The organism is Sphingomonas sp. M6A6_1c, assembly GCF_053345135.1.
The window spans coordinates 571,346-585,725 of the sequence record NZ_JBKEZO010000002.1; the positions used below are offsets into that span (position 1 = coordinate 571,346).

General features: G+C 68.5%; 14 protein-coding genes. 6 read left to right on the forward strand and 8 right to left on the reverse strand.

The features are described from left to right. Window positions 1-20: 20 nt before the first annotated feature. Genes ACLBWH_RS05840 through ACLBWH_RS05850 form a run of 3 tightly spaced genes read right to left on the reverse strand, consistent with a single transcriptional unit; the run spans window position 21 to window position 1,617 of the window. Window positions 21-587 carry a cytochrome c oxidase assembly protein gene (locus tag ACLBWH_RS05840; protein WP_322848108.1) on the reverse strand — a complete coding sequence of 189 codons (567 nt, stop codon included), beginning with the start codon at window positions 585-587 and terminating at the stop codon, window positions 21-23. Next, window positions 584-718 carry a hypothetical protein gene (locus ACLBWH_RS05845; protein WP_281177470.1) on the reverse strand — a complete coding sequence of 45 codons (135 nt, stop codon included), beginning with the start codon at window positions 716-718 and terminating at the stop codon, window positions 584-586. Before ACLBWH_RS05845 ends, ACLBWH_RS05840 begins: the two co-directional genes overlap by 4 nt. Next, complete coding sequence (locus tag ACLBWH_RS05850) at window positions 715-1,617, reverse strand: heme o synthase (protein WP_322848620.1); 903 nt, start codon at window positions 1,615-1,617, stop codon at window positions 715-717. Before ACLBWH_RS05850 ends, ACLBWH_RS05845 begins: the two co-directional genes overlap by 4 nt. Before the next feature lie 145 nt (window positions 1,618-1,762). On the opposite strand from ACLBWH_RS05850, the gene ACLBWH_RS05855 reads away from it, so the two are divergent. Continuing rightward, complete coding sequence (locus tag ACLBWH_RS05855; protein WP_447797409.1) at window positions 1,763-2,656, forward strand: iron-containing redox enzyme family protein; 894 nt, start codon at window positions 1,763-1,765, stop codon at window positions 2,654-2,656. A gap of 355 nt (window positions 2,657-3,011) precedes the next feature. On the opposite strand, the gene ACLBWH_RS05860 is transcribed toward ACLBWH_RS05855, so the two are convergent. The 4 genes from ACLBWH_RS05860 to coxB form a co-directional block, all read right to left on the reverse strand. Beyond that, window positions 3,012-4,394, reverse strand: coding sequence for a DUF1501 domain-containing protein (locus ACLBWH_RS05860; protein ID WP_447797411.1), 1,383 nt, complete (start codon window positions 4,392-4,394; stop codon window positions 3,012-3,014). A gap of 5 nt (window positions 4,395-4,399) precedes the next feature. After that, entirely contained in the window at window positions 4,400-6,112 is a 1,713-nt protein-coding gene (locus tag ACLBWH_RS05865) for a DUF1800 domain-containing protein (protein ID WP_447797413.1), read from the reverse strand. A gap of 236 nt (window positions 6,113-6,348) precedes the next feature. Next, window positions 6,349-8,010, reverse strand: a complete 1,662-nt coding sequence (gene ctaD / locus ACLBWH_RS05870; RefSeq protein ID WP_322848104.1) for a cytochrome c oxidase subunit I — start codon at window positions 8,008-8,010, stop codon at window positions 6,349-6,351. A gap of 1 nt (window position 8,011) precedes the next feature. Then, window positions 8,012-9,151, reverse strand: a complete 1,140-nt coding sequence (gene coxB, locus ACLBWH_RS05875) for a cytochrome c oxidase subunit II (protein WP_322848103.1) — start codon at window positions 9,149-9,151, stop codon at window positions 8,012-8,014. Window positions 9,152-9,358: 207 nt separating this feature from the next. On the opposite strand from coxB, the gene pyrE reads away from it, so the two are divergent. From pyrE to ACLBWH_RS05900, 5 genes are all read left to right on the forward strand, one after another. Then, window positions 9,359-9,940: an orotate phosphoribosyltransferase gene (gene pyrE, locus ACLBWH_RS05880; RefSeq protein ID WP_447797416.1), complete on the forward strand. Its 582-nt coding sequence runs from the start codon at window positions 9,359-9,361 to the stop codon at window positions 9,938-9,940. Then, window positions 9,937-10,686: a pyridoxine 5'-phosphate synthase gene (locus ACLBWH_RS05885; RefSeq protein ID WP_447797417.1), complete on the forward strand. Its 750-nt coding sequence runs from the start codon at window positions 9,937-9,939 to the stop codon at window positions 10,684-10,686. Before pyrE ends, ACLBWH_RS05885 begins: the two co-directional genes overlap by 4 nt. Before the next feature lie 165 nt (window positions 10,687-10,851). Next, a complete protein-coding gene (gene acpS / locus ACLBWH_RS05890; protein ID WP_038665027.1) occupies window positions 10,852-11,262 on the forward strand; it encodes a holo-ACP synthase in 411 nt (136 codons plus the stop codon). After that, complete coding sequence (gene lepB / locus ACLBWH_RS05895; RefSeq protein ID WP_322848100.1) at window positions 11,259-12,206, forward strand: signal peptidase I; 948 nt, start codon at window positions 11,259-11,261, stop codon at window positions 12,204-12,206. The genes acpS and lepB overlap by 4 nt, the downstream gene beginning before the upstream one ends. Window position 12,207: 1 nt before the next feature. Further along, window positions 12,208-13,284, forward strand: coding sequence for an AI-2E family transporter (locus ACLBWH_RS05900; protein WP_447797420.1), 1,077 nt, complete (start codon window positions 12,208-12,210; stop codon window positions 13,282-13,284). Here ACLBWH_RS05900 and ACLBWH_RS05905 read toward each other — a convergent pair. Then, window positions 13,258-14,313, reverse strand: coding sequence for a glycosyltransferase (locus ACLBWH_RS05905; protein WP_447797422.1), 1,056 nt, complete (start codon window positions 14,311-14,313; stop codon window positions 13,258-13,260). The two genes, ACLBWH_RS05900 and ACLBWH_RS05905, sit on opposite strands and share 27 nt — an antisense overlap. Window positions 14,314-14,380 lie beyond the last annotated feature (67 nt).

Here is a 14,380-nt window from a genome sequence, read left to right on the forward strand (position 1 = left end):
TAATCCTCTTGGGTCAACGCTTAGCCCGCCGATTTCGCGGAATCCACCGGGTAAAACGTATAGGAGAGCGTGATCGTCTCGACGTCGCGCGCGTCGGGGTCGTCCATGATCTTGGGGTCGACGAAGAAGATCACCGGCATGCGCTGCGTCTCGCCCGGTCGCAGCGTCTGCTGGGTGAAGCAGAAACACTGGATCTTGGTAAAATATTTGCCCGCCTGGCTGGGTGTGACGTTGAACGTCGCGGTGCCGGTGATCGGCTTCGTATCGGTGTTGGTCGCGGTGAAGAACGCCATGTCGCGCGCACCGATCTTGACGGTTTCCGATCCCGCTTCGGGGCGGAAGCGCCATTTCATGCCGGGCGCGACATTGCTGTCGAAATCGATGCGGATCAGCTTGTTGACCGCGCCCGGCGCCTCCAGCCCGCGCTGCGTCGTGCCGTTGAGCCCGGTGACCTGGCAGAACAGGCGATAGAGCGGGATGCTCGCCCAGGCGACGCCGGTCATGAAGCAGATGCCGAGCACCGCGAACAGCGCGGTACGCAGCTGGCGCCGGGTCGCGTCGGCATCGGGACGCGCCGGCGCGGTCATATCATGCCCTGCCGGATCTTGGTGATCGCGATCGCGAAGATCAGGATGACGAAGGCACCCAGCAGCAGCGCCATCACGCGCGCGCGCGACCGCTGGCGCTGGCGGATCAGATCCTGTTCGTCGGGGGTCATGCGAACACCCAGCGATCGACGACGAGCGCGCCGAACACGACGAAGAGGTAGAGGATCGAATAACTGAACAAGCGCTTCTCCGGCTTCATCGTGTCGTCCGCGCCGGTGGTCCGGGTCGCGACGACGAGCGCGAGCGCGGCGAAGATCGCGGTGGTGACGCTCGCAACCCCGCCATAGAGCGGCCCCGTCAGGCCGAGCGGCCACGGCAGGATCGCGACCAGCGCCATCGGGATCGTGTAGAGGCCGATCTGGCGCCGCGTCACCCGCTCGCCCGCAACGACGGGCAGCATCGGCACGCCGGCATTGGCGTAATCGGTCTTCACGAACAGCGCGAGCGCCCAGAAATGCGGCGGCGTCCATAGGAAGACGAGGCCGAACAACAGCAGCGGCAGCGTGGCGACCTGTCCTGTCGCCGCCGCCCAGCCGATCAGCGGTGGGAAGGCGCCGGCGGCGCCGCCGATGACGATGTTCTGCGGCGTGCGGCGCTTGAGCCAGACGGTGTAGACGAGGACGTAGAACAGGATCGAGACGGTCAGGATCGCCGCGGCGGCGAGGTTGATCGCGAAATACATCAGGATCACGGAAAAGGCGGCGAGCCCGACGCCGAAGTGCAGCGCCGATTCGCGGTCCATGCGGCCGTCGGGCAGCGGGCGCTTCTGCGTCCGCCGCATCTTGGCGTCGATATCCGCCTCATACCATTGGTTGAGCGCCCCCGCCGCGCCCGCGCCGAGCGCGATGCACAGGATCGCGGTGAAGCCGAGCACCGGAGGGATGCCGACCGGCGCCGCCAGCATGCCGCACAAACCGGTGAAGACGACCAGCGTCATCACCCGCGGCTTGGTCAGCGCGAGGAAGTCGCGCCAGTCGGCGGGGGGCAGCAGAGGCGTCGCGACCGTCATCATCGACCGGCTATACGCGCGCCGGGCGGCTTGGGGAAGCAGCGCCATCGCCCAACGACTATCGTCCTGATGCATATCAACCGACTCGGAGGCGCAAGGAACGATAAACAGATCAAGCGGTTGGCCAGCCCACTAGGAGATTCGAATGGCTACCCGCATCGTTGACGCCGAACTGCGCGCGTCACAATTCCTCACCGACAGCTTTCAGCGCGGATTGGCGCACTGGAACCGGGAGCGATTGGAACCCGGTTTCCCGACCACCGACTGGCAGCGCGTGCTGGACCGCGACGTCCGCATGCAGCGCCTCGAAGGCGGGTTCCTGGAGGAATTGCGCGAGGAAGTGGCAGCCGAGGCGGCCGCAGCACCGACCGACGTCGAGGGCTTCGTCGCCTGGTTCGAGGAGCTGAAGCAGAGCGGGCCGGGCCAGCACGACCCGCTGTTCCCGTGGCTCGCCGAAGAGGCAGACCTCGACCAGCTGCGCTGGTTCTTCGAGCAGGAAGCGGCCGGCGAGGCGGGCTTCGACGATCTCGTCGCGATGACGCAGGTCAAGCTGCCGACCTATCCCAAGCTCGAACTCGCCCGCAATTATTGGGACGAGATGGGTCGCGGCAACGCCAAGGGCATGCACGGTCCGATGCTCGACGCGCTGGTCGAGACGCTGGCGGTCAATCCGGTGATCGAGAATACACTGTGGCAGAGCCTTTGCCTCGCCAATGCGATGACCGCGATGGCGACCAGCCGCCGTTATGCGTGGCATTCGGTGGGCGCGCTCGGCGTGATCGAGCTGACCGCGCCGGATCGTTCGGCCGCGACGGCCAAGGGGCTGCGCCGCCACGGCTTCTCCGACAAGGAGCGGCGCTATTTCGATCTGCACGCGGTGCTCGACATCAAGCATAGCGAGGATTGGAACCGTGAGGCGATCCGGCCGGCGGTGGAAGAAGATCCGCGCCGCGCGACCGCGATGGCCGAGGGTGCGCTCATCCGGCTGCGCTGCGGCGAGCGCTGTTTCGAGGCGTACCGCGGCGTGTTGATGGGTTAATTTCAATTCCTCCCCCGCAAGGGGGAGGTGGCGCGCCCGAAGGGCGTGACGGAGGGGGAGGACAGGGCGGGAGTTCGGTAACCGGGCTCCCGCCCTGTCCTCCCCCTCCACCATTCGGCTGACGCCGAACGGTCCCCCTCCCCCTGGCGGGGGAGGAATTTGGCGGGCGCGATCCGCTGATATGGCGGCGTTTCTATTGCGGCGTGTCGACGGGACCAATTCCTCCCCGGCACGGGGAGGTGGCACCGCGCAGCGGTGACGGAAGGGGGCTTCCACCAGCGGAACGTTCGCCGAGGCCCCCCTCCACCATTCGCTGCGCGAACGGTCCCCCTCCCCGTGCCGGGGAGGAACGAGATCAGACGAAACCCAGGTTCCAGTTGGACGCATTGTAATTGCCCATGTTGGGCAGCACCGTCGTCAGGTCGCCGTTGCCGACCCCGAACCAGCTCGCCAGCGTCGCGGCATATTGGTCGACCGCGATCGTCGGCAGCAGGCGGCCCTGGCCGACATCGTCGGGGGTGCCGTTGCCGACCTGCGGCGCGGTGCCGAAGAATCGCTTGCCGCGTACCGCGCCGCCCATCACCAGATGATGGCTGCCCCAGCCGTGATCCGAACCGTCGTCGTTCGACTGGAGCGTCCGGCCGAAGTCGGATGCGGTGAAGCTCGTCACCTTGTCCGCAACGCCCAAAGCGACGGTGGTGTCGTAGAAGGCGCGCATCGCATCGGCGACCTTGCCGATCAGCCCCGGCTGCACCGCGACGAGATTGTCGTGCAGGTCGAAACCTCCGATCGAGACGAAGAACACCTGCCGCTTGGCGCCGAGCTGCGACGACACGGAGATCAGCCGCGCGACCATCTTGAGCTGGTCGGCGAGGCCGTTGCCGGTCGGAAACAGCGTGAAGCCGCTCGCCGGGGCGGAGGCGAGGGCGCCGCTGACCTGCGCATAGGTGTCGAGCGCGCGCTTGCTGACGCGGGCGTGCTCGTTGCCGAGCAGATGCGTGCTGCCGCCGGTCATCAGGCTGCGGAGCGTCGCGCCCGCGGTGCTCGACCCGTAGAGCGTCGATCCGCCGGCGAGCGCGATCGGGCCGCCGGTGCCGATCGCATATTGCACCGCCGATTTGCCGGTGAGGTAGACGGCATTGCCGCTGGCGTTGATGCAGGTCAGCGTCGCCGCGCCATTGCCCGACTGGAACAGATCGCCGATCCGCCCGCCCCAGCCCGAGGTCGCGCCCTCCGGATTGGACGCCTGGAAATAGCTCTGCTGGTCGTTGTGGCTGAACAATTTGGGCGGCAGCCTCACCGCATTCTGCTGGAACTGCGCCTTGGTGGTCGGCTGGACGAGCGTGCCGACGTTGAGCGTCACCGCGAGCTTGCCCTGATCGAATAGCGGCAGCAGCGAGGCCATCGTCGGCGCGAGCGCATATTGACGGCCGCCGGGCAGGCCCGCGGTCGGGTTGAGCACGGTGGCGGCGAGCGATTCGCGGGTCAGCGCGATGTTCGAGCGCGCGGCGAGATAGGCGGCGTAGCTCGCCTGATCGTATGCCGCGACGGTGTTGGCGTAATCGTTGCCGCCGTAGAGGAAGATGCAGACCATCGCCTTGTAGTCGGTCGCGGTCGCCGCGGCGGCCTCGCCGATCGCCGCGAGGCTGGTGACGAAGGGCGTCGCCACCCCCGCCACGCCGAGCGCGGCGGAGCGTTTGAGGAAGGCGCGGCGCGAGGAATCCCGGGTAAAGTCCATGATGGTCACCGCAGCGTCAGGAAATCGGGGGAGGCGAGCGTCAGCAGCAAGGCGATGCCGACGCGGTTGATCGGGCCGTTGGTCGCGGTCGTCGCGACGCTGTCGACCGAGGTGCGGATCGCCGTGACGGTCGCGCTGCCGAGTTGGCCCGCGGCGAGGACAAGGTTGATCTCGTCGACCAGCGCGGCGCTGTCGCCCGCTTTGGCGACCAAGTCGGTGTAATCGGGCTTGGCGTCGCCGGCGCCGTTGGCGACCAGATTCTGCATGTAATTGACGTAGGCGACGACGCTTTGTTCGTTGGTGATCTGGAATTCGGGGGCGACCAGCCCGGCGTTGCCGATCGCGCTCGCCGGCGGGCTGTAGGCGGGGCGGAAGAAGTTGAAGACGGTCTGGCTGCGCCCCATCGACTGGCCGAGCCGGTTCGACTGGCTCGACGTATCGCCGAAGCTCCACGCGTTGGACGGCGAGGCGACCTTGGCGAAGCGCGCCCAGGCGGTCAGCCGCATCACCGGCTCGCGCAACTTGCCCGCGGTGGTGCTGGCGAGCGCATCGTCGCTGCGCGCCTCGGTATCGAGCAGGATCGCCTTGATCACCGCCTTCATGTCGCCGCGCACGCCCGATCCGTTGTTGGCGAAGGTCGCGGCGACGCGGCCGACGTAACCGGCGCTCGGGTTGCTGGTGACGAGCCGCTGGATGAGCTGTTTCGACACGAAGGGCGGCAGGTTCGGGTGGGCGAAGATGGTATCGAGCGCGACCTTGACCGCCGCCATGCCGCCGCCGGTCGTCGAGGCGCCGAGGAAGCTCGCCGCGCCGGTCTCGTTGATCGCGGCGTTCATCACCAGCGGCTGGCGATAGCGGTCGGGCGTGGTGTTGTCGGTGGTCGCGAGGCTGAGCCCGGTGAACACCCGCGCGAGGCCGGAGACGTCGGCGGGGCCATAGGTTTCCAGCGGGACGCCGCCGCTCGTCTTGACGCTACCGTCCATATCGAGCTGGTAGAGGCCGAGCGTGAAGAGCTGCATCAGCTCGCGCGCGTAATTCTCGTCGGGCTGCGCGCCGGTCTTCGCATTCGCCTTGCGATTGCCGAGGAAGGTGAGGAACGAGCCCATCGCCGCATTGGTGGTGATCGCGTCGAGCAAGCTGCGGTAATTGCCGAACGCATTGTCGAGCAGCACGTCGACATAAGCGGCGGTGGCGAACTGCTTCCAGTTGAGATTGACCCCGCCGATACCGACGACGAGCATGTCGAGCAGCGCCATGCCGATCCGCTGGCGCAATTGGTCGGGCTCGACGATCATCTGGCGCCAGAGCGTCGTGTCGAAGCCGGTCTCGCTGTTGATGTTGGCGGCGACGCCATAGCCATTGGCGACCAGCCAGTCCCAGTGCGAGGTGGCGCGCGGCAGCGCGAACTGGTCGTCGATCCAGCCTTCGTAGCGGCGGCTGACGACGCTCTCGATCATCGTGCGCGTGCCGCCCAGCGTCGTCTGCGCGAGGAAGCGGCTCGCCTGCGTCGCGGTGATCGCGGCGGGGACGACGACGACGGGGGCGCTCGACGTCGGCGGTGCGGCTGCGGTGCCGCCGCCGCTGCCACCGCCGCCGCCGCAGGCGGCGAGCAACAAGGCGGGCGCGATGACGCCGCCCGCCTTGAGCGATGCGGTGATGCTGCCCGCCTCATCCAGATCGGCGAACGCCCCCGCGTCCGCCCGTTCTTCGTCCAGCACTGATGTGATCCCCGGCCCCGATACGCCCTGCGCGCTTCCTGCAAGCGCCGCGTATCCGGCCGAAATCTAGCCGTTACGGTCTTAACGAAGCGTTCGTGGCGTCGCTCGGGTCGGCGCGGAAAACGGCGCGCTGGTCGCCAGCGTAACGATCCGGCCGACCGATCCTTCGCTTGCCGGGAGGGGGATCGGGCGCGCCCCAACGAAAAACCCCGGGGTTTCCCCCGGGGCTTCGTGCCTCAGTCGATCTTCGGCAGCGTCTCGAACTGGTGGTAGGGCGGCGGCGAGGACAAGGTCCATTCCAGCGTCGTCGCGCCTTCGCCCCAGGGATTGTCCGGCGCCTTCGGCCCGGCGATCAGCGAATAGATCACGTTGACGAAGAAGATCACCATGCCCGCGGCCATGACCTCATAGCCGTGGCTCGCCAGCGCGTTCCAGGTCGCATAAGCGTCCGGATAATCCGGATAGCGACGCGGCATGCCCTGCAGCCCGAGGAAGTGCATCGGGAAGAACAGCAGGTTCACGCCGACGAAGAAAACCCAGAAATGCGCCTGACCGAGCGCCTCGTTATACATCTTCCCGAACATCTTCGGGAACCAGTAATAGAAGCCGGCGAACAGGCCGAACACCGCACCGAGCGACAGCACGTAGTGGAAGTGCGCGACGACGTAATAGGTGTCCTGCATGTAATCGTCGATGCCGCCGTTGGCGAGCACGACGCCGGTGACGCCGCCGACCGTGAACATGAAGATGAAGCCGATCGCCCAGACCATCGGCGTCTTGAAGGTCAGCGAACCGCCCCACATCGTCGCGATCCACGAGAAGATTTTGATCCCGGTCGGCACCGCGATGACCATCGTCGCGGCGGTGAAATACATCTTCACGTTCACCGACAGGCCGGTGACGAACATGTGGTGCGCCCAGACGACGAAGCCGACGACGCCGATCGCGACCATGGCATAGGCCATGCCGAGATAGCCGAAGACGGGCTTGCGGCTGAACGTCGCGATGATCTGGCTGACGATGCCGAAGCCCGGCAGGATCATGATGTAGACTTCGGGGTGGCCGAAGAACCAGAACAGATGCTGGTAGAGGATCGGATCGCCGCCACCGGCCGGATCGAAGAAGGTGGTGCCGAAATTGCGGTCGGTGAGCAGCATCGTGATCGCCGCGGCGAGCACGGGAAGCGCGAGCAGCAGCAGGAAGGCGGTGACCAGCACCGACCAGACGAACAGCGGCATCTTGTGCAGCGTCATGCCCGGCGCGCGCATGTTGAAGATGGTGGTGATGAAGTTGATCGCGCCGAGGATCGAGCTGGCGCCGGCGAGGTGGAGCGACAGGATCGCCATGTCCACCGAGGGCCCCGGTTCGCCATAGGTCGACAGTGGCGCATAGACCGTCCAGCCGGTGCCGGCGCCGCCGAAGAAGGGCGAGGCGAGCAGCAGCGAGAAAGCGGGGATGAGCAGCCAGAAGCTGACGTTGTTCATCCGCGGAAAGGCCATGTCGGGCGCGCCGATCATGATCGGCACGAACCAGTTGCCGAAGCCGCCGATCATCGCCGGCATCACCATGAAGAAGACCATGATGAGACCGTGCGCGGTGATCAGCACGTTCCACAGATGGAGCGCATGATCGAGCCCGCCGTCGCCGCCGGGCAGGAAATTCGCCCAGCCGACGAGATACTGGATCCCCGGCTGCGCCAGCTCGGCGCGCATCAGCCCCGAGATCGCGCCGCCGATGATCCCCGCGATGATCGCGAAGATCAGGTAGAGCGTCCCGATGTCCTTGTGGTTGGTCGACATGAACCAGCGGGCGAAGAAGCCCGGCTTGTGGTCCGCATCGCTGTGCGCGTGATCGTCGTGCGCGACGAATGCGGAGGGGTGGAGGGCGGTATCGGTCATCTTACTGTCCCGCGTTGCCGGTGGCCGGATTGCCGGTCGCACCCTGGCTGGAGGTGGGGGCGGTCGTCGTCACGTTCTCGACCGGGCCGGTGGCGGCGTCGGCGGCATTGCCTTCCGCCTGTTTGGCGGCCGAACCCTCGGCGCCGGGCTGCGGGATGACCTTGTCGGACGGCGTGCCGGGGCGGGGCATCGTGCCGCCCTTGGCGCGGACCCAGGCGGCGAATTGCGCCTGCGGCACCGCTTCGACCGCGATCGGCATGAAGGCATGGCGCGCACCGCACAGTTCCGAACACTGGCCGAAATAGAGTCCGGGCTGCTTGATCGTGAAGCTCGTCTCGTTGAGGCGGCCGGGCACCGCGTCGAGCTTGATCCAGAAGGCGGGGACCGCCCAGCTGTGGATCACGTCCTGCGAGGTGGTGATCAGGCGGATCGGCACGCCGACCGGCAGCACGATGCGATTGTCGGCGGCGAGCAGGCGCGGCCCGTCGGCATCGGTGCGGAACCGCTCGCCCTTGGCGACCTGGTCCTTTTCCTTGAGCATGTTGGCGGTGACTTCGAAACCGCCGTTATCGGGATATTGATACGACCAATACCATTGGTTGCCGATCGCCTTCAGCGTCACCGCACCCGCCGGCGCGGGCTTGAACTGCGCCTGCAGCAGGCCGATCGACGGCACCGCGATCAGCACCAGGATGATCACCGGCGCGAGCGTCCAGACGATCTCGATCGCGGTGTTGTGGCTGGTCTTCGACGGCACCGGATTGGCCGACTTGCGGAAGCGGAAGACGACCCAGAGCAGCAGCAGCAGCACGAACACGCAGATCGCGACGATCAGCGGCACCAGGATCGAATCGTGGAACCAGTGCGCGAACTGGCCATTCGTGGTCACCTGCGGCTGGATGCCGATGCGGCCGTCGACGGGATGGCCGATGCCGGGCTGGATCGTCGTCGCGGGCGCGCCGTCCTGCGCCAGCAGCGGCGAGGCGGGGGCCGCCGGCGCGGTGGCGTTGGCGGTGGTCGGTGCGATGTTGGACACGCCGGCCGGTGCGGCGGCACCCTGCGGCGCGGCCTGCGATGCCGCGCTAAGACCGGCGAGCGCGAACCCGGCGGCGAGTGCGAACCCCTTGAACCCTTTGCGCATGCGTTTCGTCACCCCGTCCAGATTCCCTCGCCTGCCCGGCGAACGGGCCGTTATGGCGTATGACTACGCCCCTTTTGCCATGACCTATACGCGGGCGCCGGCCCGGCCTCAAGCACCTGGCCCATGTTTATCGCCTTGGCCCGCTTGGCGGCGGCGCGGCGACTACCTATGAGCGGCGACATCCGACCGACTTATCCGGGACCGCCGATGACCGACGACGACGTGCTGGCCGAATTCCGTGCCGCCGATGCCCTGCTCGAGGGGCATTTCATCCTCTCGTCCGGCCTGCGCAGCTCGCGCTACCTGCAATGCGCGCGCGTGCTGATGGACCCGCGCCGCGGCGCGCGCCTCGCCGAGGCGCTGGCGGCGCGCATCCCCGACGAGATCAGGACGCGGATCGCCGCGGTCGTCTCGCCCGCCATGGGCGGCGTGATCGCCGGCCACGAGATGGCGCGCGCGCTCGGCGTCGAGGCGATGTTCGTCGAGCGGCCGACCGGCACGTTCGAGCTGCGCCGCGGTTTCCGGCTGGAACCGGGGCAGGCGGTGCTGATGATGGAGGACGTCGTCACCACCGGGCTGAGCTCGCGCGAGGCGATCAAGGCGATCGAGGCGGCGGGCGGCAGGGTGATCGCCGGCGCCGCGCTGGTCGACCGGTCGGGCGGCACCGTCGACCTCGGCGTGCCGTTCTTTCCGCTGATCCGGCTGGACGTGCCGACCTACGAAGCCGACGCGCTGCCGCCCGAGCTGGCGGCGATCCCCGCGATCAAGCCGGGGAGCCGGGCGGCGTGACCCTGCGGCAGACGGAGGACGATCGGCTGCGGCTGGGAGTCAACATCGATCACGTCGCGACGGTGCGCAACGCGCGCGGCGCGGGCTATCCCGATCCGGTGCGCGCCGGGCTGCTCGCGGCCGAGGCGGGGGCGGACGGGATCACCGCGCATCTGCGCGAGGACCGGCGGCACATCACCGACGACGATATCGCGCGGCTGTCGGCGGCGCTGACCATCCCGCTCAACCTCGAAATGGCGGCGACCGACGAGATGCTCGCGATCGCGCTGCGTCATCGGCCGCATGCCGCGTGCATCGTGCCGGAGAAGCGCGAGGAGCTGACCACCGAGGGCGGGCTGGACGCGGCGGGGCAGCACAACCGGCTCGCGCCGCTGGTCGGCGAACTGGCCGCGGCACGGATCCGCGTATCGCTGTTCATCGAACCCGATCCGCGGCAGATCGAGGCGGCGATCCGGCTCGGCGCGCCGGTCGTCGAACTGCACACCGGCCGCTATGCCGAGCTGGACGGCGAAGCGCGCACCGCCGAGCTGCGGCGACTGTCGGACGCGGCGGCGCTCGCCGCGAAGAACGGCATCGAGGTGCATGCCGGCCATGGCCTGACGTTCGACAATGTCGGGCCGATCGCGGCGATCCCGCAGGTGCGCGAGCTCAACATCGGCCATTTCCTCGTCGGCGAGGCGCTGTTCGTCGGGCTGGGCGACGCGGTGCGGCGGATGCGCGAGGAGATGGATGCCGCGCGTGGGTGAACCTTATTCCTCCCCGGCACGGGGAGGGGAACCGCCGCGCAGCGGTGGTGGAGGGGGGCTTCCGCATATGCTTCCGCCAAAGAGGGGGACGCGCTCGTGGAGCCCCCCCTCCACCACCGGCCTGCGGCCGGCGGTCCCCCTCCCCGTGCCGGTGAGGAATGGGGTATGATCGTCGGGCTCGGTTCCGACCTGTGCAACATCGAGCGGATCGCCGCCTCGCTCGACCGGTTCGGCGCGCGGTTCGAGGCGCGCGTCTTCACCGATGCCGAGCGGGCGCGGGCCGCGCGGCGGCCGTTCACCAAGGCGGGCACGCTTGCCAAGCGCTTCGCCGCCAAGGAGGCGTTTTCGAAGGCGGTCGGCACCGGGTTCAAGGCGGGCGTGTTCATGAAGGACATCGGCGTCGTCAACGCCCCCTCGGGCGCGCCGACGCTGGCGCTGACCGGCGGCGCGAAGGAACGGCTTGACGGCATGATCCCCGAGGGCCACGTCGCTCGCATACATTTGACTTTGACCGACGATCATCCCTGGGCGCAAGCCTTCGTGATCATCGAGGCGATCCCGGACCCCAAGGCATGAAGGAAGCGGTGTTGGACGGCAGCAACCCCAGCGAGGCGGCGGTCCCCGCGCCCGCGCCACCGGCCGTCGCACGCAAGAAGACCGACTGGTGGGGCGAGATCAAGGGCATCTTCTGGCTGATCCTGATCGTCCTCGGATTCCACAGCTTCATCGCCAAGCCGTTCTACATCCCGTCCGAATCGATGCTGCCCGGACTGCGCATCGGCGACCGGCTGGTGGTGTCCAAATTCGCCTACGGCTGGTCGTTCGTCTCGCCGACGATCCCCAATCCGGTCGCGATCTTCAAGGGCGTGGTGATGCGCCAGCCCGAGGAGAGCTGGAGCGTCGGCCTGCCGTTCATCCACGGCCGGTTGCTCGGCAGCCTGCCGCAGCGCGGCGACGTCGTCATCGTCACCCCGCCGGGCACCCGCAACGACTATATCAAGCGCGTCATCGGCCTGCCCGGCGATACGCTGGCGGTGCAGGGCGGCACGGTGATCCTCAACGGCAAGCCGATCCCGCGCGGGCCGCTGCATTACGTCGACCTGCCGGTCGACACCAACAGCCCGTGCAGCGACCGCGACTATTTCGGCGCGCGTCGTCCGGCTGCGGGTGGCGGCTATGTCTGCCATCTGCCGATCGTCACCGAGACGCTGCCCGGCGGCCGCCATTACGACACCGTCGATCTCGAACCCGACAGCCCCGGCGACAATTATCCGCAGGTCACCATCCCCGCCAACCACGTCTTCCTGATGGGCGACAATCGCGACCGCTCGGCGGACAGCCGCTTCCCGCTCGCGCAGCTCGGCCTCGGCGGGCCGGTGCCGTATGAGAATCTCGGCGGGCGCGCCGAATTCCTCACCTTCAGCCTCGACGGCGACGCGACGCTCAACCCGCTGACCTGGTGGGGATCGCTACGCTCGGGCCGCGCCGGCCTGTCCCTCCACCCGGCCACTGGACAGTGACGTGAGCGAGACGCCGGCGATCCAGGATCCCAGCCCCAACGAGCTGCGCGATCCCTTCGTCCGGCGCGAGCTGACGCGCGCGGCGGTGTGGCTCGGCCTCGCCGCGGCGATGGCGCTGGCGGTGATCCTCGTCCAGCCGCTGCTGATCATCTTCGCCGGCCTGGTGTTCGCCGGCCTCCTCGACGGCGGCGTGCGCCTGCTCGGCAAGGTGCTGCCGATCGGGCGCGGCTGGCGGCTGCTGATCGTCGTGCTGCTGACGATCGCCTTCCTCGCCGGCACCTTCTACCTCACCGGCGTGCAGGTCGCCGATCAATTCTCGCAATTGCGCGCGACGCTGGAGACGCAGGCCAACCGGCTGGCGCGCTGGCTGAGCGGGCAGGGGCTGATGCCCGGCGCCTCCGACGTCAGCGGCATCGCGCGCCAGGCGTTGAGTTCGGTGGGACGGATCACCTCCTGGGTGGGCACCGCCTTCGGGGCGCTGACGACGATGTTCATGATCATCGTCATCGGCCTGTTCGTCGCGATGGACCCCGGCACCTATCGGCGCGGGCTGGAATGGATGGTGCCGCGGCGCAACCGGGGCGAATTCGCGACGGTGATCGACCGGATGGGCAAGGTCTTGCGCCGGCTGCTCGCCGGGCGGCTGCTCGGCATGCTCGCCGAGGGGGTGTTGACCGGCATCGCGCTGTCGATCGGCGGCGTGCCGATGGCGATGATCCTGGGCATCCTCACCGGGCTGCTCGCCTTCATCCCCAATATCGGCGCGTTCATCAGCGGCGCGCTGATGATCGCGGTCGGCTTCTCCGCGGGCACGCACATCGGCTTCTGGGCGATCGGCACCTATGTCATCGTCCAGGGCTTCGACGGTTACGTGCTGCTGCCGATCGTCGCCAAGAAGACGGTCGACCTGCCGCCGGCGCTGACGCTGGGCGCGCAGATCATGGCGAGCGCGCTGTTCGGCATCCTCGGGCTAGCGCTCGCCGATCCGATGACCGCGATGATCAAGACCGCGCTGGAGCGCAGCGCCGAACGCGAGGCCGAGCGCGACGAATCAGGCGAGGGTGTCGAACAGGCGTAGGTAGCGCGCGGCCGAATCGCCGCCGGGCTGTGGCACCGGGGCGGGGCGGGGCGCCACCAGCCAGTGGTTGAGCGCGGCGGCGAGGCCGGCGGCATCCTCCGGCGCGACGACGGTGCCGAGGCGCGCATCGCCGACGATCTCGCGCACCGCCGGGCTCGACGCGGTGGCGACCACCGGCGTCCCCACCGACAGCGCCTCGCGCAGCACCCCCGGCACGCCCTCGTAATCGGAGGGCAGCGCCAGCACCGCGGCCCCCGCCATCGCCGGCAGCGGATCGCCGACATGGCCGGGCAGGTGGACGCGCGCGGCGAGCCCCGCCGCGGCGACCTGCCGCTCCAGCGCCCCCCGCAATTCCCCTTCGCCGAGGATCACGACGCTGACGTCGGCGGGCAGCGCGGGGATCGCGGCGATCAGCCGGTCCCAGCGTTTCTGCGGCACCAGCCGGCCGACGCCGAGCACGATGCGGCCGGGCGGCAGCACCGTGCCGCCTGCGGCCGCCGCCGTCGCGCGCGGCGCCGGCGGATTGGGGATGACGCTGGTCCGCCGCTCCATCCGCATCGCGCGTGCCGCCAGCGCCGCGGTCGCCGGCGTCATCGCGACGAGATGATCGAGGAAGCGGCCATGCTGCGCCAGCCACAGCCGGTGCCCGGCGCCCATGATCCGGCCATGATCGGCGCGGTCGATCGCGTTGGACAATTTGGCGACGATCGGCGGGCAATCGTCGCCGAGTCGCCAGCGCAGCCACGCGGCGACCAGGGTATAATGGTTGCCGGGGCAGAAGATGAGGTCGGGCCGCAGCCGCAGCGTGATCGCCGCCAGCCGGCGCTGCGCGACGTAGCGGCGGTCGCCGAGCGGCTCGAGTCCCAGCCCCGCGGGCAGATCGGCGGCGAGCGGCCCGCCGGCGTCGCCGACCCCGAGCGTCACCCGCCGCCCCGCGGCGAGCCATTCCGCCGCCAGCCGCAATTGCGCGCGCTCGACGCCGCCACCGGACAAATCTTGTGCGAAGGTAAGGATATGGTCGGCAGACATGGTCGCGGACCGCTGTGCCACAGAGCTTCGTGACACGACAGTGAAACGAAATTCATGTGCAACACCG